The 20,562-nt window shown below is 57.5% G+C and carries 22 protein-coding genes and 1 pseudogene; 11 read left to right on the plus strand and 12 right to left on the minus strand.

Translation table 11 applies throughout. From position 1 onward, the window contains the following. Positions 1-27 precede the first annotated feature (27 nt). Complete coding sequence (locus CJF39_RS04610) at positions 28-2,073, plus strand: S9 family peptidase (protein WP_094992361.1); 2,046 nt, start codon at positions 28-30, stop codon at positions 2,071-2,073. Between the two features lie 32 nt (positions 2,074-2,105). On the opposite strand, the gene CJF39_RS04615 is transcribed toward CJF39_RS04610, so the two are convergent. Continuing rightward, positions 2,106-2,402: a hypothetical protein gene (locus tag CJF39_RS04615; protein ID WP_094992362.1), complete on the minus strand. Its 297-nt coding sequence runs from the start codon at positions 2,400-2,402 to the stop codon at positions 2,106-2,108. Positions 2,403-2,484: 82 nt separating this feature from the next. Between CJF39_RS04615 and CJF39_RS04620 the strand changes: the two genes are divergently transcribed. From CJF39_RS04620 to CJF39_RS04635, 4 genes are all read left to right on the plus strand, one after another. Then, complete coding sequence (locus CJF39_RS04620; protein WP_094992363.1) at positions 2,485-3,171, plus strand: spermidine synthase; 687 nt, start codon at positions 2,485-2,487, stop codon at positions 3,169-3,171. Positions 3,172-3,223: 52 nt separating this feature from the next. Further along, positions 3,224-3,598, plus strand: a complete 375-nt coding sequence (locus tag CJF39_RS04625; protein WP_094992364.1) for a YajD family HNH nuclease — start codon at positions 3,224-3,226, stop codon at positions 3,596-3,598. Positions 3,599-3,691: 93 nt separating this feature from the next. Beyond that, positions 3,692-4,159 carry an RNA methyltransferase gene (locus tag CJF39_RS04630; RefSeq protein ID WP_047276062.1) on the plus strand — a complete coding sequence of 156 codons (468 nt, stop codon included), beginning with the start codon at positions 3,692-3,694 and terminating at the stop codon, positions 4,157-4,159. Positions 4,160-4,237: 78 nt separating this feature from the next. Then, positions 4,238-4,573, plus strand: coding sequence for a DUF2892 domain-containing protein (locus CJF39_RS04635; protein ID WP_094992365.1), 336 nt, complete (start codon positions 4,238-4,240; stop codon positions 4,571-4,573). A gap of 61 nt (positions 4,574-4,634) precedes the next feature. Here CJF39_RS04635 and CJF39_RS04640 read toward each other — a convergent pair whose 3' ends face one another. The 8 genes from CJF39_RS04640 to CJF39_RS04675 all read right to left on the minus strand — a co-directional run bounded on the left by CJF39_RS04640 (position 4,635) and on the right by CJF39_RS04675 (position 10,901). Further along, on the minus strand, positions 4,635-5,684 hold the full coding sequence (locus CJF39_RS04640) for an AI-2E family transporter (protein WP_094992366.1): 1,050 nt from the start codon (positions 5,682-5,684) through the stop codon (positions 4,635-4,637). 69 nt (positions 5,685-5,753) lie between these two features. After that, positions 5,754-6,572, minus strand: a complete 819-nt coding sequence (locus CJF39_RS04645; RefSeq protein WP_094992367.1) for a DUF4892 domain-containing protein — start codon at positions 6,570-6,572, stop codon at positions 5,754-5,756. A gap of 145 nt (positions 6,573-6,717) precedes the next feature. Then, positions 6,718-7,572 (minus strand): alpha/beta fold hydrolase, encoded by an 855-nt coding sequence (locus tag CJF39_RS04650; RefSeq protein WP_094992368.1) that lies wholly within the window; start codon positions 7,570-7,572, stop codon positions 6,718-6,720. Positions 7,573-7,582: 10 nt separating this feature from the next. Then, positions 7,583-8,383: an alpha/beta fold hydrolase gene (locus tag CJF39_RS04655; protein WP_094992369.1), complete on the minus strand. Its 801-nt coding sequence runs from the start codon at positions 8,381-8,383 to the stop codon at positions 7,583-7,585. Between the two features lie 106 nt (positions 8,384-8,489). Next, positions 8,490-8,936: a hotdog fold thioesterase gene (locus CJF39_RS04660; RefSeq protein WP_094992370.1), complete on the minus strand. Its 447-nt coding sequence runs from the start codon at positions 8,934-8,936 to the stop codon at positions 8,490-8,492. 145 nt (positions 8,937-9,081) lie between these two features. Further along, a complete protein-coding gene (gene sixA, locus CJF39_RS04665) occupies positions 9,082-9,531 on the minus strand; it encodes a phosphohistidine phosphatase SixA (RefSeq protein WP_094992371.1) in 450 nt (149 codons plus the stop codon). Beyond that, on the minus strand, positions 9,528-9,857 hold the full coding sequence (locus CJF39_RS04670) for a DUF4389 domain-containing protein (RefSeq protein WP_094992372.1): 330 nt from the start codon (positions 9,855-9,857) through the stop codon (positions 9,528-9,530). Before CJF39_RS04670 ends, sixA begins: the two co-directional genes overlap by 4 nt. Before the next feature lie 18 nt (positions 9,858-9,875). After that, complete coding sequence (locus CJF39_RS04675) at positions 9,876-10,901, minus strand: NAD(P)H-dependent glycerol-3-phosphate dehydrogenase (RefSeq protein WP_094992373.1); 1,026 nt, start codon at positions 10,899-10,901, stop codon at positions 9,876-9,878. A 259-nt stretch (positions 10,902-11,160) separates the two neighbouring features. Here CJF39_RS04675 and CJF39_RS04680 point away from each other — a divergent pair, with 259 nt between their 5' ends. The 4 genes from CJF39_RS04680 (at position 11,161) to CJF39_RS04695 (ending at position 16,120) form a co-directional block, all read left to right on the plus strand. Beyond that, positions 11,161-13,047 (plus strand): response regulator, encoded by a 1,887-nt coding sequence (locus CJF39_RS04680; protein ID WP_094992374.1) that lies wholly within the window; start codon positions 11,161-11,163, stop codon positions 13,045-13,047. A 249-nt stretch (positions 13,048-13,296) separates the two neighbouring features. Continuing rightward, positions 13,297-13,812 carry a 3-hydroxyacyl-[acyl-carrier-protein] dehydratase FabA gene (gene fabA, locus CJF39_RS04685; RefSeq protein ID WP_032859207.1) on the plus strand — a complete coding sequence of 172 codons (516 nt, stop codon included), beginning with the start codon at positions 13,297-13,299 and terminating at the stop codon, positions 13,810-13,812. 11 nt (positions 13,813-13,823) lie between these two features. Then, positions 13,824-15,044 carry a beta-ketoacyl-ACP synthase I gene (gene fabB / locus CJF39_RS04690; protein ID WP_047276123.1) on the plus strand — a complete coding sequence of 407 codons (1,221 nt, stop codon included), beginning with the start codon at positions 13,824-13,826 and terminating at the stop codon, positions 15,042-15,044. A 329-nt stretch (positions 15,045-15,373) separates the two neighbouring features. Next, on the plus strand, positions 15,374-16,120 hold the full coding sequence (locus tag CJF39_RS04695; protein ID WP_094992375.1) for a hypothetical protein: 747 nt from the start codon (positions 15,374-15,376) through the stop codon (positions 16,118-16,120). Between the two features lie 167 nt (positions 16,121-16,287). Here CJF39_RS04695 and CJF39_RS04700 read toward each other — a convergent pair whose 3' ends face one another. After that, a complete protein-coding gene (locus CJF39_RS04700; protein WP_094992376.1) occupies positions 16,288-17,295 on the minus strand; it encodes an amidohydrolase family protein in 1,008 nt (335 codons plus the stop codon). A 141-nt stretch (positions 17,296-17,436) separates the two neighbouring features. Here CJF39_RS04700 and CJF39_RS04705 point away from each other — a divergent pair, with 141 nt between their 5' ends. Then, positions 17,437-17,853 carry an OsmC family protein gene (locus CJF39_RS04705; protein ID WP_094992377.1) on the plus strand — a complete coding sequence of 139 codons (417 nt, stop codon included), beginning with the start codon at positions 17,437-17,439 and terminating at the stop codon, positions 17,851-17,853. A gap of 64 nt (positions 17,854-17,917) precedes the next feature. Further along, positions 17,918-18,778 (plus strand): pirin family protein, encoded by an 861-nt coding sequence (locus tag CJF39_RS04710; protein ID WP_094992378.1) that lies wholly within the window; start codon positions 17,918-17,920, stop codon positions 18,776-18,778. Positions 18,779-18,836: 58 nt separating this feature from the next. Here the strand turns inward: CJF39_RS04710 and CJF39_RS23605 are convergent, their stop codons facing one another. Both CJF39_RS23605 and CJF39_RS23610 read right to left on the minus strand, forming a co-directional pair. Continuing rightward, a complete protein-coding gene (locus tag CJF39_RS23605) occupies positions 18,837-19,679 on the minus strand; it encodes a methyl-accepting chemotaxis protein (RefSeq protein ID WP_432760230.1) in 843 nt (280 codons plus the stop codon). 15 nt (positions 19,680-19,694) lie between these two features. Next, positions 19,695-20,519, minus strand: a pseudogene (locus CJF39_RS23610) (cache domain-containing protein); the annotation flags it as partial. Between the last annotated feature and the right edge of the window lie 43 nt (positions 20,520-20,562).

Genomic DNA, 20,562 nt, shown 5'->3' on the forward strand with positions numbered 1-20,562 from the left:
TTTCATTCAGGTTTCCGAGAGCACTAAATGACCGAATCTACCTACGCAAATGGCGCTCCAGTCGCACCCACGCTTGAAGGTTCAGACCCGTATGCGTGGTTACAAAACCGCGACAGCAAAGAGGTTTTGGATTACCTGAAAGCGGAAAACCAGTATCAGGAAGCCCAGTTGGCTGACGAAGCCGGGCGACGTGAAGCATTGTTTGAGGAGATCAAGGGCCGCATTCGCGAGACCGATCTTTCATTGCCGTCGCCTTGGGGCCCTTATCTGTACTACACCCGCACCCAGGCAGGGGAAGAATACCCCCGTCATTTCCGTTGCCCGCGTCCGGCCGACGACAGCCAGCAGGTAGACGAAACAGCGGAGCAATTGCTGCTGGACCCAAATGCGCTGGCCGAGGGCGGTTTTTTATCTCTGGGCGCGTTCAGCATCAGCCCGGATCATCAGCGGCTGGCTTACAGCCTCGACACCAGCGGCGAAGAAACCTACCGCCTGTTCGTCAAGGAACTCGCCAGCGGCACGGTGACCGAGCTGCCGTTCGAGGACTGCGATGGCAGCATGACGTGGGCCAATGACAGCCAGACGCTGTTTTTCGCAACCCTGGACGACACCCATCGTCCGCACAAACTGTTGCGCCACACCCTCACAGAATCGGGCGCGCACGACGTATTCCACGAGCCGGATGGCCGTTTTTTCCTGCATTGCTACCGCTCCAGCTCAGAGCACCAGCTCATCCTGCTGCTCAACAGCAAAACCACCAGTGAGAACTGGGTTCTGGATGCCGATCACCCGACACGCCCGTTCCGTTGCCTCGCGCCACGTGTGGAAGGCCACGATTACAGCGTCGATCACGGGCTGTATCAAGGTCAGTGGAGCTGGTTTATCCGCACCAATCAGGACGGCATCAACTTTGCGCTGTATCACGCTCAAGGGTCTACGCCGACCCGCGAGGCCTGGCAGTTGCTGATCGCCCACGACGACAAGGTCATGCTCGAAGGCCTGACCCTCAATGCCAACGCCCTGTGTTTAAGCCTGCGCGAAGGTGGGCTGCCGATCATCGAAATCCGCCCGCACGGTGAAACGCCCTATCGCGTGCAATTGCCCGATGCGGCTTACAGCCTGTATGTGCAAGACAGTCTTGAATTTGACAACCCGTATATCCGCCTGCGGTATGAGGCGCTGAACCGCCCCGCGCACGTGCGTCAACTGACGCTGAGCACTGGCGAGCAATGCGTGCTCAAGGAAACCCCGGTACTGGGTCCGTTCAATCCCGACGATTACGTCAGCCAGCGCCTGTGGGCTACCGCCCCTGATGGCACACAGGTGCCGATCAGCCTGGTGGTCAAGCGCAGCGCCCTTGGCCAGCCGACGCCGCTGTACCTGTACGGTTACGGCGCCTATGGCGAAAGCCTCGACCCGTGGTTCTCCCATGCGCGCCTGAGCCTGCTCGATCGCGGCGTGGCGTTTGCGATCGCTCACGTACGGGGCGGCGGCGAGCTGGGTGAAGCCTGGTATCGCGCAGGCAAGCAGGAGAACAAGCACAACACCTTCAGCGATTTCATCGCGTGCGCGGAGCATTTGATAACTCAAGGGCTGACCAAGGCCGAGCAACTGGTCATCAGTGGCGGCAGCGCAGGCGGCCTGTTGATCGGTGCTGTCCTCAATCAACGCCCCGAGCTGTTCAAGGCGGCCATTGCCGAGGTGCCTTTTGTCGACGTGCTCAACACCATGCTCGACCCTGACTTGCCGTTGACCGTTACCGAGTATGACGAATGGGGAAATCCGCAGGAGCCCGACGTCTATGAGCGAATCAAGGCGTACGCGCCTTATGAAAACGTTCGGGCACAGGCTTACCCCGCGATGCTGGTCATTGCCGGGTACAACGACAGCCGCGTGCAGTATTGGGAGGCGGCCAAATGGGTGGCAAAATTGCGCGCCAGCAAAACAGACGACAATTTGTTACTGCTCAAGACTGAACTGGACGCTGGCCACGGCGGTATGAGCGGACGCTATCAGGCGTTGCGCGACGTGGCGCTGGAATACGCATTTTTGTTCAAGGTGCTGGGCATTTAACCAACAGCCCGCACCTGTTGCAGCGGCCGGGCTCAATCAGCAGCCGGCTTGATTTTCAGGTCTTTGCTGTCGAGCCCCGGTAAGGGCTGGTCTTTAGGTGGCGGTTGGGGCAAGTCGATGGGTGGCAGCGGGATCAAACTGCCGCTGCCTGCCACGGGCTTGGGCACTGGCCGCGGCGTAATCTGCGGATAAGGCGTGGGGGTCGCAGTGCCGGGCGAACCGGGTGCGGGGGTTACCGGCATAACGGGAACCGGGCTTAACCCGCCAGCTTGCGCTGCACTTATCGAGAGCGCCGCCCCTGCAATGGCCGTTAGAATAGTACGTTTCATCAGTCACTCCGTTGCCAGACCGGCTTGTCTGCCCTCAGGCTACTCGTAACCTGCGGTTTTTGTCCTCTTCTATGAGATACCCATGAAACGTTTTGTTCTGCTCGACACCACTCCGATCCCCGATAACGGCGGCGCCCTGTGCCTGTTTGAGTATGGCGAGGACTTCGTGATCAAGATCCAGGGGGGCGACGGCGGCCAATTGATGAACACGCGCATGCACGGCTCGGAAGACGCTCTGGCTGAAATCCCCTGCCGCAAGGTCGCAGGACGTCCGCAATCGCGCGTGCTGATCGGTGGTTTGGGCATGGGTTTCACCCTGGCGTCCGCTCTCAAGCACTTGGGCAAAACAGCCGAAGTGGTGGTGGCGGAACTGGTGCCGGGGGTGGTGGAGTGGAATCGCGGCCCGCTGGGCGAAAAAGCCGGCAATCCGTTGCAGGACCCGCGCACGGTGATCCGCCAGGAAGACGTGGCCAATGTGCTGCAAGCCGAACCCAACGGGTTTGACGCCATCATGCTGGATGTCGACAACGGCCCCGAAGGCCTGACTCAAAAAGCCAACAGCTGGCTGTACTCGGCTGGCGGGTTAAGCGCATGCGCCAAGGCCTTGCGCCCTAAAGGCGTGCTGGCGGTATGGTCTGCCAGCGCAGACAGGCAGTTTTCCGACAAACTGCGCAAGGCCGGTTTCAAGGCCGAGGAAGTGCAAGTCTTCGCCCACGGCAACAAAGGCACGCGGCATACCATCTGGACTGCTGAAAAAATCAAAGGCTGATCAACAGCTAAACTAAACGACCTGACCGTCATTCGTCTTGAAAGGTGAACCCATGAGCTCGGCCAACCCTCCCTCCCATACCGCGAAGCTGGATCGCATCCTGGCCGATGCCCAGCGTGACCGTGAAATGGGCTACCGCGACAAAGCCCTGAAAATGTACCCGCACGTGTGTGGCCGCTGCGCCCGTGAGTTCTCAGGCAAACGCCTGAGTGAGCTGACGGTGCACCACCGCGACCACAACCACGACAACAACCCGCAGGACGGCTCCAACTGGGAGTTGTTGTGCCTGTACTGCCATGACAACGAACACTCGCGCTACACCGACCAGCAATACTTTTCGGACAGCTCGACCAGTAGCCCGAAAGTGGCCAAGGCCACCCACAACCCGTTCGCCGCACTGGCCGGGTTGATGAAAAAGGACGAATAGCCACGCGCCTGCCGGAGCCGCAGCCGACTGGGCGGCTCCGGATCAGCCTCAACAGGCGTATACTCGCGTCTTTTTTCTGAAGGGCTCGGGCACGTGGCGAACAAACGGTACAGCTGCATTGGTTTGTATAACCCCAAATCACCGGAAAACGTCGGCTCGGTGATGCGTGCGGCTGGTTGCTATAACGTGGCGTCAGTGTTCTACACCGGCAAGCGCTATGAACGCGCCCGAGACTTCGTCACCGACACGAAAAAAGTGCATCAGGACATTCCGCTGATTGGCATTGATGACTTGAAAAAGATCCTGCCACTGGGCTGCATTCCTGTGGCGGTGGAGCTGGTAGAGGGCGCCCGCTCCTTGCCTGAGTACACCCATCCGGATCGTGCGCTGTATGTGTTCGGGCCGGAAGACGGTTCACTGGATAAAGAAATACTGGACTGGTGTGAGGATGTGATTTACATCCCGACCAACGGCTGCATGAACCTCGCGGCCACCGTCAACGTGGTGCTTTACGACCGTTTGGCCAAGGGTAACAACACCCGATCAGGGCCTAAATTCTGACCCCCACATGCCCTTCAAGGGAACGACACGCCTTCGCTGACAGTCAGCTCTGTATCCACCATCCCTTGGAGACAGAGCATGACCAACAGAAATCCTGTAGAGCGCATTGAATCCCCGGCCTATAACGATGTGCCGTATCAAAACGTAGAGGGCTGGGAGCGCGTGGGCTCTTTGGCGGGCGGCGTGGTCATGCTCGGCAAAGGCATTCGCCGCGGCGGGTTTATCGGCCTGATCCAAGTGGGCATCGGTGCCATGGCACTCAAGCGCGGCATAACCGGCCACAGCTCCACCAAGCGCCTGTTGGAAAAAAGTCGCCAGCAACTGCACAGCGTGCGTTCTGACATTGAACGCGCAGGCGATGAATTGCTGCGCATGAAGGACGAAGTTGAAGGGAAAATCGTGAAAAGCGTCTGACATACGTGTGAGGCTGCGATGCGCCGCAGCCTCACGCCTTCATCATTGCATGCGGGGGTGTTTAACCCTGGGCTTTGTTTTGATGGCTGGCGCTCCAGTCCACCAGCAGGCTGTAGGCCAGCGCCAGCAAGGTCGGGCCGATGAACAGGCCGATAAAGCCGAACGCAATCAACCCCCCAAACACCCCTAGCAGCACAATGACCAACGGCAGGTTGCCGCCCCTGCTGATCAGGTAAGGCTTGAGCACGTTGTCCACGCCGCTGATGATCAGCGTGCCCCAGATACCGAGAAAAATCGCCATCCCGTAATCGCCTTTCCAGGCCAGCCATGCCGTGGCCGGAATCCAGATCAAGGGCGGGCCCATTGGAATCAGGCTGAGCAGGAACGTGGCGAGGCCCAGCACCAGCGCACCCGGCACGCCCGCAATCAGGAAGCCGATCAACGCCAGCAACGCTTGCGCCGCCGCCGTGCCGATCACCCCGTTGACCACTCGCTGAATAGTGCCCGCCACCAGTTCCTGGTAGTAAGACGCGCGCTCACCGATCAGGCGTTCGAGTAAACGGTGTACAAATGTCGCCAGCCGCGGGCCATCACGATAGAAAAAGAACACAAAGACAATACTGAGGGTCAGCTCCAGGATCCCGCCGCCGATCTGCGCACTGCGGGCCAGCAACCAATTACCCACCTGCCCCAAGTACGGCTTGACCGCGACAATCATCGCAGCGCCCTGCTCATCGATGGTGTCCCAGATGCCCACCAGCCGTTCTCCCACCAGCGGAATGCCAGCCAGCCATGCCGGCGCTTCGGGCAAGCCTTCCAACTGCACATCTTTCACGAACGTCGTGGCGTCGCGCACGTGATCGGCCAAGTTGAAACCCAGCCACACCAGCGGCCCGGCCACCAGCAACATCCACCCCAAGGTCAAAATGCCAGCAGCCAATGATTCGCGACCATTGAGCCAACGGGTCAGCAACCGCATCAGCGGCCAGCTGGCAAACGCCAGAACAGCCCCCCAGAACAGGGCCGACCAGAAAGGTGCCATGACCCACAGGCTGGCACCGAACAACACCAGCAGCAGGATTTGCACCAGCAGGCGATCGTTATTGAGCATGTGTATTCCACAGAAATTCGAAAACAAAAAGACGACGGCTACGCGAAGTGTAGCCGTCGTGGGCAGTGCTTAGCGCAGCAACTCGATATGCAACCCTGGGGTTTCGCTGTCGTTCAGTTCAAGACGCGAGGCGCGCACGCCGCTCTTGATCAGGGCCTCACGCCAGGCACCCGCCTTGACGCCGCTCAAACTGACCCGCGTGGTGGTATCGAGCGTTAAAGCACGGCTGATTAACGGCAGCCATGGAGCGTCGGGCGCTTGCGTCAGCATCGGGAAATCCAGCGAATCGGTGGTTTTCAGTTGACGCTGCAGCGTTGCAGGCGTGGGCAACAAGACCCCGAGATCGGTAGTGGCCACGAGCTGTTCTACGTGCAGGTACCCTTTTCGGTTACCCCGGTTGATGGCATACAGCGCCACCAATCGATTGCGCTCTGGGGCGGCCATCCGGATCAACAGATAGGATTGTTGCTCATCGGAGCCCACCAGTTTGGCGTTGCCTAGCACCTCGTTGGCCCAAAGACTGCTTTCTCCGCAGTCCCGCGCCTGGCACCAGAACAATAACTCAGCGTTCTTGTTTTGCAGCGCCTTGCGCGCAGCCGTAAAGGCTTCGGTGGCCGAATGGCCGGTGGGAAGTTCATACGTGATAGCGGTGGTCTGCCCCCGCGCATCCACTTGCCCGTCAAAGCGCAGGCGCCCGCTTATTTTGCGGATCGGCCCCATCGGGTAGATACGCTCGACATCCGGCTTAACGGTGTAATCGACAATTTGTGCGTCAGCCAGCCGTGGCACGTCCTGCAAATCCTGACTGCCTGGTACATCGGCCGCCCACAACAAAGGGCTCAGGCAACTCAAACCCAGTACGCCGATCAAGCGATTGGTCAATTTCATCGGCACGCGTCACCCGCAGGTGAAGGGTGACTCAGCCTGTTTACGAAAGAGATCGGGTGGCCTCTCGGGGTCGCAGCGGTGTAGAGATCTATCATGGTTGTCTCCCATTTCAACCCGCCAAGCCTCGGCAGTTGGTCGCCGCAAGTCAAGGAGCAGCGAAGAACCGATTGAAACAGTCTGCAACAAGGATTGCCCCGGATTCGTCATTGATGTGCAAATGATGGCCACCGGGTAACCGTTCCAGGTTAAAGGGTAGTCTATCCAGCCGCTCGGGATGGGTGGCCAGCATGCCCTCTTCGGCCACGATCAGGGTGGCAGGACAACTCACACGCTCTACGAAAGACAGGGCTTGTTCATCGGTCAGGCGCAGCGGTGAGGGTAGCGTCAGGCGGCTGTCGCTGCGCCAGCTGTATCCGCCCGGCACCGGCATCAACCCGCGTTGAGCCAACAACTGCGCCGCTTCGCGGCTGACGGCGACCATACCTTTCATGCGCGCTTCGACGCCACGGTCGAAGGTTTTGTGCACCGACTTGCGTTTGTGGTTCAGCTGGAGTTGGGCTTGCAGCGCCTGCCCCATGCGCTCAGCGGTGTTGTGTTGAGTTCCGGTGTGCGGCATCACACCATCAATGAGCGCCAGATGCGTGACACGCTCAGGGCACGAACCGGCCACCACCACCGAAATAATCGCCCCCAAGGAGTGGCCCAAAAGCGCAAAACGCTCCCAGCCCAGCTGTTCGGCCACGCTCAATACATCGAAAGCATAATCCCACAGGGAGTAACTGGCCCCAGGCGGCCTGTGGGCGGAATGGCCATGCCCGGCCAGATCCAGCGCCACAATACGCAATCCGTGTAGCTTTGGCGCTAATCGCGCAAAGCTGTTGGCATTGTCCAGCCAGCCATGCAGCGCAATGACCGGAATGCCGTCTTCGGGCCCGAACACATGCGCCGCCAGTTCAATATGCGGCAGGCTCAGACGGATCTCTTCAACCACGGGACTCATGCGTACACTCTCAAAGGCCGGAATTACGGGCTTCCCAGCGGCTAAAAATCATCTTCAACAAGCGGGCAGTATCGTGCGGCTGCTCAAGCGGGAACATGTGCCCGCCCGGCACGCTCAAGGCTTCACCAAGCGGCAAGCGCGCTACGGCCTTGGCATGATGGCGCATAACCACCCGGCTGTCGCGCCCACGCACCACCGTGAGCGGTACCTGCAATTGCGTGACCAGACCCGGGCTGGTGTGGGGCACGCTGCGGTAGATATCGATCTCCGTGGCGGGATCAAAGCTCAGGCGCAAGCGGTCATCCATCGTCTGTAAACCATGCTCCAGATAGGCGTCGAAACACTCCGGATCGAAGCTGCGAAACAGCGATTTCCCGGCGAAGTACGCGCGCGCAGCCTCGCGGTCAGTGAACTCTTCACGACGGCCCAAGGTACGCCCGGCAGGCGTCAGGCGATCAATCAGGCCAAAGCGTTTGGCGGCGCGAATCACCCACTGATCCGTACGCGTCAAGACCGGCGAATCAAGCATTACCACGCCTTTGTAGAGCTGCGGGCAACGGATGGCCGCATGTAAGTGCAACATGCCGCCCAATGAGTGGCCCACCCCCAGCACCGGGCCTTCCTGCTGCTCAAGGTGGTAGATCAGTTCGTCGACCAGGTTGCGCCAGTTGTTGTCAACCGGGAAACGCGGGTCGTGCCCGTGCTGGGGCAGGTGCGCCACACGATAGTCAGGCGCCAGGGCAGCAAACAATTTGCCGTACGTGCCCGAGGGAAAGCCATTGGCATGGGCGAAGAAAATCTGCCGGGACATATAAGGCATCCAAACTAGGAATTAGCCTTATTGTCTGTAGGAAAATTCTTAACAGCAACGACCGTATGCGCCATCAATGACGCCACTACGGCCATCCCCTGGCCGATTACTCCGCGAGCGGGGGTGTTTGACCCAGGGGTACAACCGCAATTGTCAGCCGGGAAATGCAGTTGAGTTTGCCACTGTCATCGGTCAGACGGATGTCCCAGACATGGGTCGTTCGACCGATATGCACAGGCCGTGCGACCGCGCTCACTCGCCCGCTGCGCACACCGCGCAGGTGGTTGGCGTTGACTTCAAGTCCTACGCAGTAAAACTTTTTTGGGTCGATGCACATATAGCTGGCCATCGACCCCAGGGTTTCAGCCAATACCACCGATGCCCCACCGTGCAGCAGGCCAAACGGTTGATGGGTGCGATGATCGACCACCATGCTCGCGGTGATGGAGTTGTCATCGAACGCATCGAAGGTGATATCCAGCACCTCACAAATGGAGTTTTTGCGAAGTGCATTGAGATGTGCCAGATCTGGCGGGGTTGTCCACACGCTCATTGCTCAGTCCTTGATCGGTGAGAGGCATACAGTCTTGCCACAAAATATGTCGAGGGCGCAACCGTGCCGCTTGCCCGGGCCGGTTCAGGGCAATCAACGCAGAACGTATTTGAATGGGGCTCGTCAGCGATGCGACGTGCTGCGCTTACGGGTGCCACACATGCAGCAAGTGCAGGCTGCCAGCGAGCGGCCACTCACCTTCGAGCTCTGCCAGGCTGGCGGTGTGCATAGGTTGAGGCTGCCGACAGTGGCCATGCTGCAACAGACTGATCAGGTCACCTACTAAGGGTTGATGGCTGACCAACAGCACATTACCGGCATCCGGCAGTTGGCTGACGGCGAACTTGGGATCACTTTCAGGGGTTAGCCACGTCACGGTTTTCAGAGCCGCAGAAAAGCCCAGCGCGTCGCGCACGAGGGCGGCCGTCTGCTGAGCCCGGACATACGGACTGGCCAGGATGCAATCCAGCGGTTGGCCTATCAAGTGGGCCGCGCTGCGCACTACCTGCTGACGCCCAAGCTCGGTGAGCTTGCGCTCGGCATCACGGGGGGCGTGCGGTTGCGCTTCACCATGACGCAAAATCCACAGCTTCATGGCTGCTTGGTCTGCGACGCAGGCTCGGCATACGGCGCCTCACCTTCTGGCGCTCGGGATGCAGGCCAGTCAGCAAAAGGCCAAGGCTTTTGCTCAGTATGAAAACTGCCAAAGCGGCCGATTTGCGCCAAATACTGACTCAACGTGTCACCGAAATTCATCAGACCGCCGTTGGGTGCGCCATACACCAGCCGATAAATCAGCTGCACCAGTACCAGGCCGCCCAGTACTAACTGCGCAACTTGCCAAACCAGCAGAAAAACCAGCATCCAGAGCACACGCAACACTATGGATTCGTACTTGGGGGCATTCGGATTGTCATTCATGGGCTGCTCCTGTCGAGCTCAGTTGAAACCACTGGTGGAAATAAAATCGACGTCTGTCTTGGGCTCGGCCCGCATTAGCACTTCAATCACCTGATTGAGGGTACGCCCTTCAAACAGGATGGCATGCAGACCCGCCACCAACGGCATATAGACATTCAGCTCTTGGGCCTTGGCCTTGAGCACTTTCAGCGTGTTGACGCCTTCCGCCACTTCCCCAAGGCGCGAGACCGCCTCGTCCAGGCTCAGGCCTTCACCCAGGGCGAACCCCACTTGATAGTTACGGCTTTTAGGGGAAGAACAGGTCACGATCAAATCCCCTACCCCGGCCAAACCCAGGAATGTCATCGGGTTGGCGCCTTGACTGACAGCAAATCGCGTCATTTCTGCCAAGGCACGGGTAATCAACATGCTTTTGGTGTTTTCCCTCATGCCAAGGGCTACCGCCATGCCGGCAATAATTGCATAGACGTTTTTAAGCGCCCCACCCAGCTCTACGCCAAAGCGGTCGGCACTGGCGTATACGCGAAACGTGCGACCGTGCAAAACCGCTTGAACCTGCGTACACAGGGCTTCATCAGCACTGGCAACGACCGTGGCCGTGAGCGCATGCTCCGCGACTTCGCGCGCCAGGTTAGGCCCAGACAACACGCCAATCCGGGCTTGCGGGGCGATCTCCTCAAGGATTTCGCTCATCAGCTTGAAGCTGTGGGCTTCAATGCCCTTGGTCAGGCTGACCAGCATCTTGCCACTCAAACGATCGGCATGCGCTGACAGCACAGTACGCAACGCGCTGGAAGGCAAGGCGACAAAACACAATTCACATGCGTCGAGGGTGGCTTGCAAGTCAGTGACCGGATCAACGCCGGGATGAATCTTGATGCCTTTAAGGTAACGAGGGTTCTCACGGTTAAGCCGAATCGCCTCGGCCTGCACCGGGTCGCGCATCCATTGACGTACCGGGTGACCGTTTTCCGCCAGCAGGTTGGCCACCGCGGTGCCAAAACTCCCGCCCCCCAAGACCGCAATAGCGCGCTGTTCAGTCATAGCAATCCCGTTATCCATCTAGCCGTGGCAATGGCGGCATTATACGGAGCACATCCGCTGCGACCAGTCCCCCCTGCAGCGACCAGGCGCGTCTGTTCCCTCAGAAAGTGCAGGGTTTTGACTGGAAAACTGATTCAGCTCGGTTAACATGCCGCCCATTCATTCACACACGAGGCAGCCTGGCTGTACACATGCATGACTGACTGCACGTCACGGCTGATCTCGGCACCCTGGCGCCGGCTTACGGAACCTCACACTCATGGCTGACCGACGCCGCTGGGATATTCACGCCCGCACCCAAATGATGAGTTTGGGCCCCGCCCTGCTACTGACGTTGCTGCTCATCAGCTTTTTTACCTTCGTGCGCCTGCAGGACTTGCGTCAAGAGCTCAACCACACAGGCCAGCTGATTGCCAACCAACTGGCCCCCGCCACTGAGTTTGGGGTGATTTCCGGCAACACGCATGTGCTGGAAACCTTGATGAAAGCCTCGTTGAACACACCGCACGTGCAATTCGTCCAGGTTCAGGATCGGGCCAACAACGTATTGGTGCATGCAGAGCAACCGTTGAATGAAACAGGGCGCAGCAACGATGTGGAAGTGTTTCAGGCGCCTGTCAGGGTGCAGAGCATTTCAGGAAAGCCCGATAACGATCCCATGACACCTGCGACCGAGGATTATCTGGGGCGGGTGTTGGTCGGCATGTCCAGTGATGCCTTCAACCAGCGCCAGCAGGACATTCTGTTAAAAGCCATGATCCTTGCGCTGTTTGCCTTGGGCTTTACCTACTTACTGGCCCGGCGCCTGGCTTCCAACCTCTCCCGCCCCATCAGCGACATGAGCGATGCGGTGAAGGCTATTCAACAGGGCCATTTCAACACGCCTTTACCGGTGGTTGACGATGGGGAACTCGGCAGCCTGGCCCGGCACATCAATAACCTGGCAGAAGGTCTGGCACAGGCCAGCCGTGAACAGCAGACAGCGATTGCCCAGTTGATACAGACCCGCGAGGAAGCAGAGCGCGCCAACAGCGCAAAAACCGACTTTCTGGCCATGATGAGCCATGAATTACGGACCCCGATGAACGGTGTTCTGGGGATGCTGCAATTGCTCGAAACCACCCACATGACAGACGAACAGGCCGAGTACGCCGCCCTGGCATCGGAGTCCACGGAACACTTGCTCAAAGTGATCAATGACATCCTCGATTTCTCCAGAATCGAGCGTTCAACCCTGGAGCTGGAGCAAATCCCGTTCAACCTTGCCGAGCTGGTGGGCAATTGCGCGCAAGCTTTTCAGCACAGTGCCGTACAGCGGGGCTTGAAACTGAACTTGAACATGGCGGACGGTCTGCAGGACCTGCATGTACTGGGCGACCCAACCCGGATTCGTCAGATACTGGTGAACCTGATCGGCAACGCACTGAAGTTCACCGAGCAGGGTCAAGTCAGCATCGAGCCTGCCTGGCAACCGCTGGATCATGAACTCATCTGGTTCACTTGCACGGTACGCGACAGCGGGATCGGGATCGGCGCAGACAAACTTGAGTCGATGTTCAAGGCTTTCCAGCAAGCCGACAGTTCGATTTCTCGACGTTACGGTGGGACCGGGCTTGGCTTGCCCATCGCTCGCACCCTGGCGGAACGCATGGGCGGTCGCTTGCTTGCCCAGAGCGAAGAAGCTCACGGCTCAGTCTTCACCCTGGAAATCCCCCTGGAATTGCACCAGCGCATTGCCATTAACCAAAGGCCGACGATGACTGCGGACAGCGCATGCATTAAAGGACGCAAGGTACTGCTGGTGGAAGACAACCCGGTCAACCAGACCGTTATCGAAGCCATGCTTAGCAGCCTGGGGTATGAAGTGAGCATGGTCAGTGACGGTGCTCAGGCCATCCATCGGGCCAACACTGAAGCGTTTACTGCAATCCTGATGGACTGCAGGCTGCCGGTCATTGACGGTTATGAGGCGACCCGACAGATCCGCCAATTGGTGGGTTGCAGGGACGTGCCTATTATTGCGCTGACTGCCAACGCGTTGCAGGGCGACCGCGAAGCGTGCCTGCAAGCCGGAATGAACGATTACCTGGCCAAGCCGTTCAAACGCACTGATCTGGAACAAATACTGCTGCGCTGGGTCCAGTAACTTATGGCTATTAGCCTACCTGCGACTGGCGTAAAACCTAAAAGTGCGGCAGTCTTAGGCACCCGATTGGGGCCCTGAACCGGCCTGAATTTAAATTTCAGTGAACAAGTGTACATTTGTGCCCTTGGCGCTGTGACTTTCACTACTACGCAATAGTCTATGTGTAGGCTGGCGAACTGAAGCCGATATGTTTCAGTTGGTCGGGAAGATTTGCCCCACCTTGCCGCATGGGATTATTGAGGAGCTCGCATGACCAAACAAAACGCCTTTACTCGGGAAGATCTGCTGCGCTGTAGCCGCGGCGAACTGTTCGGCCCAGGTAACGCGCAACTGCCCGCCCCTAACATGCTGATGGTGGATCGCATCACCCATATCAGTGAAGAGGGTGGCAAGTACGGCAAAGGTGAATTGGTCGCCGAGCTGGATATCACCCCTGACCTGTGGTTCTTCGCCTGTCACTTTGAAGGTGATCCGGTGATGCCAGGTTGCCTGGGCCTCGACGCCATGTGGCAACTGGTGGGCTTCTACCTCGGCTGGCAAGGTCTGCCGGGCCGTGGCCGCGCCTTGGGCTCGGGTGAAGTGAAATTCTTCGGTCAGGTACTGCCGACCGCCAAGAAAGTCACTTACAACATCCATATCAAGCGCGTGCTCAAAGGCAAGCTGAACCTGGCCATTGCCGATGGTTCGGTGACCGTTGACGGTCGCGAAATTTACACCGCCGAAGGCCTTCGCGTCGGCGTTTTCACTTCAACTGACAACTTCTAAGGGTTATCCGCATGCGCCGCGTCGTTATCACTGGTCTGGGCATCGTTTCGTGCCTGGGCAATGACAAAGAGACCGTCTCCGCTAACCTGCGTGCAAGTCGCCCTGGCATCCGATTCAACCCGGAATATGCCGAAATGGGTCTGCGTAGCCAGGTTTCCGGCTCCATTGACCTGAACCTCGAAGAACTGATCGATCGCAAGATTTATCGTTTCGTCGGCCACGCAGCTGCTTACGCTTACCTGGCCATGAAAGACGCCATCACTGATTCGGGCCTAACCGAGGAGCAAGTCTCCAACCCGCGTACCGGCCTGATTGCCGGTTCGGGCGGCGCATCGACCCTGAACCAGATGGAAGCGCTCGACATCCTGCGCGAAAAAGGCGTGAAACGTGTTGGCCCATACCGTGTAACGCGGACCATGAGCAGCACCGTATCGGCTTGCCTGGCTACACCGTTCAAGATCAAGGGCCTGAACTACTCCATCGCGTCTGCCTGCGCCACCAGTGCTCATTGCATCGGTACCGCCATGGAACAAATTCAGATGGGCAAGCAAGACATCGTATTTGCCGGCGGTGGTGAAGAAGAGCACTGGAGCCAGTCGTTCCTGTTCGACGCCATGGGCGCCCTCTCCAGCCAGTACAACGACACACCGGAAAAAGCCTCACGTGCCTACGACGCCAAGCGTGACGGTTTCGTCATTGCCGGTGGTGGTGGCATGGTTGTGGTTGAAGAGTTGGAGCACGCGCTGGCCCGTGGCGCCAAAATCTACGCCGAGATCGTAGGTTACGGTGCAACGTCCGACGGTTACGACATGGTTGCTCCAAGCGGCGAAGGCGCCATTCGCTGCATGCAGATGGCGATGTCTACCGTTGACGCGCCTATCGACTACATCAACACCCACGGCACCTCGACCCCGGTAGGCGACATTGCCGAGATGAAAGGCGTGCGAGAAGTATTCGGCGAAAACGCGCCAGCCATTAGCTCCACCAAGAGCCTGTCGGGTCACTCCCTGGGCGCCGCAGGCGTTCACGAAGCGATCTACTGCATGCTGATGATGGAAGGCAACTTCATTGCCGGCTCGGCCAACATTGAGGAACTGGACCCGGCGGTCGCTGACATGCCGATCCTGACCAAAACCCGTGAAGATGCAAAAATCGACACTGTCATGAGCAACAGCTTCGGTTTCGGCGGCACCAATGCCACGCTGGTTCTGAAGCGCTGGGCTGGCAAATAAGCTCATCCCTGGCCTCATTAAAAAAGCCCTGACATGCTCAGGGCTTTTTTATGCCCGCTACTTTGCTACATCCGTAGTATTGGAGCGTTGAAAACAGCACTGCACTAAGTGCCTGTTACCCCTCCACTTGACCACTTCCGATCACGCCCCCTTAACGCCATAAAACAACAGAATCATTTACTGCGGATAGAGCGTCCGTAAGTTCTGATTATTTGAATGCACTGAGTCACATTTAATAACATCGATTTACTGCATTACGGTTCGCATCGACTACGGTTAGTTAATACAGTCCTACTCCACATAAATACTCACGCGCACAAGGAAGAGCGATGAAATCGATCATGACGAACATGACGCAACCGGCGTTACCAGACGCCATCAATGGTGTTAAGAGCACACTCACTATCAAGCTAAAAACAACAGGCGAAAAGGAGCGCATCGGGGCGAGGATTGAAGCGGTCATGCACAACGGCAGTAAAGTTGACTCCATTTTCATGTACAACACGCAATATGGTTACCAACCGCATGCCAATGGTTGTGACGGACATTGGTACTACACACCTACCTACAATTCAGAACATTGGAAGCCCGAGATTTTCGTCACGGTGACACCTCGTGGCTTACCTGCAGACGCAAGCGTGGTAGAGCTGGGTACATTCACGTATTACAGCCCTGAAGGGGTGCCAGGCGTCTCTACCCCATTGAGAGTCAGAGCACCTTTTGATCCCCGGGTAGAACTGAATATGCGGGAAGCGCTGCTGGCCAGTTGGGAAGACTACGCCAGCAAGAGGCGCGTCTACAGCCACAAGATTAGCCTTGACTTACCTGATGAAAATGTCAGCTATTGGCGCGTCTCTTTTACAGTGGCGCCAGGAACAAGTCTGTTTAAAAAACCCTGGACAGCTTGCACCCATAATGAAGACACCGGAGAAATTGAACTTACATGGTCCGCCGCCGACCGCAAAACAAGCAGTGAAAGAAGAGAAATCGACTTTCAGTTACTGTCTTCCTCAATAAACTACAATCCCGCGCTGGCAAAACTAAATACTCTCCAAGGTCATTACATCATCGGATGAATGATCCCGCGCCTCGCGGATTGTAAACCAACAGATTGACCTGCATCCGTGAGTGCGCGCCCAGAGGCATCATTGAACTGACACGCATGTTTATGCGCGTTACTTCCATCCAGGCCTCTGGCCGCACTCACTTAAACAATGTTACGCATCTGCGCTAACAGACCCATTCAAGGTTGATGTTTTGGTAAGACCGCCAAAAAATTATCCTTAGCGACGTTGTGAGCGACTTCAACAGGCAGCGCATTTAAAAAGGGATCAAAACTTCGCATTTCCTGACCTAATTTGTCGAAACGTCCCACTACATCGGACCCCAGCATGAAGCGCTCAGGGAAGCGCTCAACTAACGCCACCCACTCCGACCTTGGCTTGCCTTGCTCATCCAGCAAATAAGGCGTGAGCATGCTCCAGGAGAGGTCGACATAAAGGTTGGGGTACGTTGCCAATAGTCGTGTCAGCGTCGGTAATAAAAAATCCATCTGCGTTTGATGCCGATGAATCTCGGCGCTCGTACCGGCGTGTGCCCATATGAAGCGCGTATCCGGATGCTGCCCCAACGGTTCTTCAATTTCTGCCAGGTACAAAGGGTTTTTTTCACGCTTGGAGGTGATATTGGAGTGCACCAAGACGGGCAGGTCATGCTCGGCCGCCAAGGTGTAAATACGCATCATGGCTTCATTATTGGCGCGCGGCGTGTCCCCGGAAATCAATGCCGTCAGGTCGTCATGGCGGGTGAATACCTCGCCAATGCCCTGCCACAGACCCGGATTGAGGTCGAGCATGCGCTGTATGTGCGCTGCGGAGTTCTTGTCATTCGGATTAAAGCCGGACAGAAATGGGTGAAAATGCCGACGCTGCTCAGCGCTAAGTTGCTTGACCGCCTCGGCAACCCACACATCGGTGGCGCTGTACCAATAGGCGTCAGCGTCATCGCCGGCGTAGTAACGAGGACGCTTGGGCTCGTCTTCATGCCATTTTTTTGCCACTGGAATACCAGAAATCATGACGTGTTCGATGCGATTTTTCTCCATCGCTCGCAGCAGTTCTGGCATGCCTGCGGTTTCCTGGAAAAAATCCACGTAATGCAAATGCGCGTCGCTGTAGGCGTATTCGCGAGCATCCACCGCGGCACTGACCACCAACGCCCCAAAAGCCAAAAACACTGCTGTGAATCTCAATGCGTCATCCTCAATTATTGATACAGGTAGACCCGATCAGGGCCTCAGGGGTTCATGCGACGGTTTTTAAATGGAACGCAGAATCCCCCAGATGCTCTATAAAGATCAGGACCTTTACTCACTGCCAAGCCGAGGTTTGCCATGACTGTTACCGTTAATACCGTGTCACACGATGGTTTTCGTCACAGCATCAAGATCGATGACTACGAAGTGTTTACCGACGTGCCTAAAAGCGCGGGCGGCGAAGGAAGCGCACCGTCACCTCACGATTACTTCGATGCGTCATTGGCCGCCTGCAAAGCGCTGACACTGAAGATGTATGCACAAAAAAAAGACATCCCGCTGACAGGCGTAACCGTCGAGATCAAGCACGATGCGGAGCAGGAAAAAGAAGGTCAATACAAGCTGATCGTGAAGTTGACGCTCAAGGGCGTATTGACGGACGCACAGCGCGAGGAGCTACACAAAGTTGCCGACAAATGCCCGGTACACAAACTGATGACATCCGCTCACATCGATATTGAAACGCACCTGTCCGAAGGCGCGTTCAGCCAGTAAACAGTACGCGCTAACAGGGAGCGCTGGGTTATGCTCAGCGCTCCTTGATTGCCGGAGCAGGCTCATGTCTGCACGTATCGTGATTCGCCCCCGCGCTGAACAGGTGGAAGGTCAACCTATTTTGCGCCCGCTACCTTCTGCCAAGTGCCGCAGTGTCGGCCCTTTTGTATTCTTTGATCACATCCTGCATACCCGCTATCTGCCAGGCCGCGGTATGAATATCCGACAGCATCCTCACATCGGTCTGTCGACACTGACCTATTTGTATGAAGGCCATTTGCAGCACAAGGACAGCTTGGGCTCCGATCAACACGTCGGTCCGGGTGACGTCAGCTGGATGACGGCAGGGGCCGCCATTGCTCACATTGAGCGCACCCCTGAACCCTTTCTGTCTGCCGGCTCTGACATTCACGGGCTGCAAGTGTGGCTTGCGTCTCCCAAAGAGGAGGAACAAGGGGCTGGCCACTATCGCTATCACCCGGCTGATAGCCTGCCTGTGAGCGATTCCCTGGGTGTAAGGATTTGCCTGATCGCAGGTTCCGGGTTTTGCCTGACCTCGCCGGTACCCGTGCTTTCCCCCACGCTCTACGCCGACGTACAAATGCAAACCGCGACCACCCTGGTGATCCCGGCCGAGCATGAAGAGCGTGCGGTGTATGTGCTGGAAGGCGATGCGAAAGCCAATGGCGAGCCGCTGGAAGTGCGCACCCTCAACGTGCTGTCGGCAGGAGAGGACGTGACGTTATGCGCTGACAGCCCCTGTCACGTCGTAATCATCGGCGGCGCGCCACTGGATGGGCCGCGCCGGATGAGCTGGAATTTCGTCGCCAGTGATCAGGCACTCATTGAACGGGCCAGGGCGCGTTGGGCGGCCGGGCAATGGCCAATCGTGCCGGGCGAGATGGGCCGCATCGAATTACCCTGAACCTGAAACCGCTGCCGAAGTTAACGAAAGGTGCGTTGTCTTCGGCAGCATCTGTCAATCAAATACGAAACTGCCCTACCAGGTCTCCGAGGCGCTGCCCCAACTGTGCAAGGCTGCGAGTCGTTTGAGCGCTTTGCTGGGTCTCGTCTGCCACGTTATCCACGGCAACAGCAATCTGGTGAACACTGCGATTGATCTCTTCGGCGACCGCTGTCTGTTCTTCTGCTGCACTGGCAATCTGTGCGTTCATTGAGTTGATGGTGCCGATCAATTGCGCCATGGCGTCCAGTGATTCGCCTGCCTGGTTGGCTTGCTCCGAAGTCCCGACACCCGCTTCACTCGATCGACGCATCGCCTGGACGGCCTCATCAGTGCCCTGCTGCAGGCGGTCGATCATGCCTTGAATCTCTTGCGTACTTTGCTGTGTACGGCTGGCCAGCGCCCGCACTTCATCGGCGACTACCGCGAAGCCTCGACCTGCTTCACCCGCACGCGCAGCTTCAATGGCAGCGTTCAAGGCCAGCAAGTTGGTCTGGTCTGCAATCGAGCGGATCACACCCAGCACGCTGACAATAGAGGTTACATCCTGCTGCAAACTGTCCAGCGAAGACCCACTGCTGCGGATATCGCTGACCAACGAGTGAATCTGCTGAATGCTGCCATCGACAACACGCTTGGCCATTTGGCCTTCTTCATCGGTTTTCTGTGCCGCTACGGAAGCGCCCTGAGCGCTGCGTGCCACTTCTTGGGCTGCCGAGGACATTTCATTGATGGCGGTGGCCACTTGATCCGTTTCGTGACGCTGACGCTCCATCGCCTGCTCAGACCGGTGGGCCTGCTCAGAGACTTGCCCGACCAGCGCTGTCAATTGAAATGTCATGTCAGTGATTTGGCGAACCATTGCGTGAATTTTATCCACGAAGCGGTTGAAGGAACTGGCCAATTCGCCGAGCTCGTCCTGGCTGGTGATTGCCAGGCGGTGGGTCAAGTCACCCTCTCCGGCTGCAATGTCGTCCAGGTTGGCCTTCATCAGGTGCAACGGTCGCAGGATGGTGTTGGCTACGAGCATGCCAATCACCGCGATCACCAGCAGGACGACAACGGTGATGGCCAAGGTGCTAAGGATCATGCCCCGCATGCGTTCTTTGACACCCGCCTCGACCTCTGCAACCTGCGCTTCGATGCCATCCAGATTAACAACGGTGCCTATCACCATGTCCCATTTGGGCAAGTATTCGGTATAGCCCAACTTGGGTACCAGTACGCGCTCGTTCCCCGGTAATGATGAGCTGTATTGGGCATAGTGGCTGCCATCCTTGGCCACGCGTACCAACTCGCGGTTGGTGTACACGCCATTCGGGTCGCGGTTGTCCTGAAAGTTTTTGCCGACGCCTTCCGGGCTATTGCCCTTGAACAGGCGCACCGTCTGCGAGTCGTAGCCGAAAAAGTACCCATCAGTGCCATAGGTAATGTTGGAAAGTAACTTGATCACCTGCGCCCGTGCCGCCTCATCCCCGGGTTGCGCCGCATCGTAGAGGGGCTTGATCGCGCTCATCGCCACTTCCACGTAGCTTTGCAGGGTGGCCTTGGCATCATTGAGCAGGCGTTGCCGGGTTTCCTCAACTTCCTTGTCGGCCTGGTCCTGCAAAATCCAGACAGTCGTCAGGCTGATGACCAGGGCAAACAACAAGACCGGCAACACCGCGAGGGACAATACTTTTGCCTTCAGGCTCAGGCGCATGGCTTTTACTCTATTTAGGGACTACGTACTGCGTTAACGGCCT

Source organism: Pseudomonas lundensis (assembly GCF_002269125.1).
GTDB lineage: Bacteria > Pseudomonadota > Gammaproteobacteria > Pseudomonadales > Pseudomonadaceae > Aquipseudomonas > Aquipseudomonas lundensis_A.

Coding starts and splice junctions, on each gene's coding strand:
- CJF39_RS04615 (WP_094992362.1), bottom strand. CDS start 2,402: ATGAAACGTACTATTCTAACGGCCATTGCAGGGGCGGCGCTCTCGATA.
- CJF39_RS23605 (WP_432760230.1), bottom strand. CDS start 19,679: ATGGTTCGCCAAATCACTGACATGACATTTCAATTGACAGCGCTGGTC.
- CJF39_RS04650 (WP_094992368.1), bottom strand. CDS start 7,572: ATGAGTCCCGTGGTTGAAGAGATCCGTCTGAGCCTGCCGCATATTGAA.
- CJF39_RS04640 (WP_094992366.1), bottom strand. CDS start 5,684: ATGCTCAATAACGATCGCCTGCTGGTGCAAATCCTGCTGCTGGTGTTG.
- CJF39_RS04620 (WP_094992363.1), top strand. CDS start 2,485: ATGAAACGTTTTGTTCTGCTCGACACCACTCCGATCCCCGATAACGGC.
- sixA (WP_094992371.1), bottom strand. CDS start 9,531: ATGAAGCTGTGGATTTTGCGTCATGGTGAAGCGCAACCGCACGCCCCC.
- CJF39_RS04660 (WP_094992370.1), bottom strand. CDS start 8,936: ATGAGCGTGTGGACAACCCCGCCAGATCTGGCACATCTCAATGCACTT.
- CJF39_RS04705 (WP_094992377.1), top strand. CDS start 17,437: ATGACTGTTACCGTTAATACCGTGTCACACGATGGTTTTCGTCACAGC.
- fabA (WP_032859207.1), top strand. CDS start 13,297: ATGACCAAACAAAACGCCTTTACTCGGGAAGATCTGCTGCGCTGTAGC.
- CJF39_RS04645 (WP_094992367.1), bottom strand. CDS start 6,572: ATGAAATTGACCAATCGCTTGATCGGCGTACTGGGTTTGAGTTGCCTG.
- CJF39_RS04710 (WP_094992378.1), top strand. CDS start 17,918: ATGTCTGCACGTATCGTGATTCGCCCCCGCGCTGAACAGGTGGAAGGT.
- CJF39_RS04610 (WP_094992361.1), top strand. CDS start 28: ATGACCGAATCTACCTACGCAAATGGCGCTCCAGTCGCACCCACGCTT.
- fabB (WP_047276123.1), top strand. CDS start 13,824: ATGCGCCGCGTCGTTATCACTGGTCTGGGCATCGTTTCGTGCCTGGGC.
- CJF39_RS04625 (WP_094992364.1), top strand. CDS start 3,224: ATGAGCTCGGCCAACCCTCCCTCCCATACCGCGAAGCTGGATCGCATC.
- CJF39_RS04635 (WP_094992365.1), top strand. CDS start 4,238: ATGACCAACAGAAATCCTGTAGAGCGCATTGAATCCCCGGCCTATAAC.
- CJF39_RS04695 (WP_094992375.1), top strand. CDS start 15,374: ATGAAATCGATCATGACGAACATGACGCAACCGGCGTTACCAGACGCC.
- CJF39_RS04680 (WP_094992374.1), top strand. CDS start 11,161: ATGGCTGACCGACGCCGCTGGGATATTCACGCCCGCACCCAAATGATG.
- CJF39_RS04675 (WP_094992373.1), bottom strand. CDS start 10,901: ATGACTGAACAGCGCGCTATTGCGGTCTTGGGGGGCGGGAGTTTTGGC.
- CJF39_RS04670 (WP_094992372.1), bottom strand. CDS start 9,857: ATGAATGACAATCCGAATGCCCCCAAGTACGAATCCATAGTGTTGCGT.
- CJF39_RS04655 (WP_094992369.1), bottom strand. CDS start 8,383: ATGTCCCGGCAGATTTTCTTCGCCCATGCCAATGGCTTTCCCTCGGGC.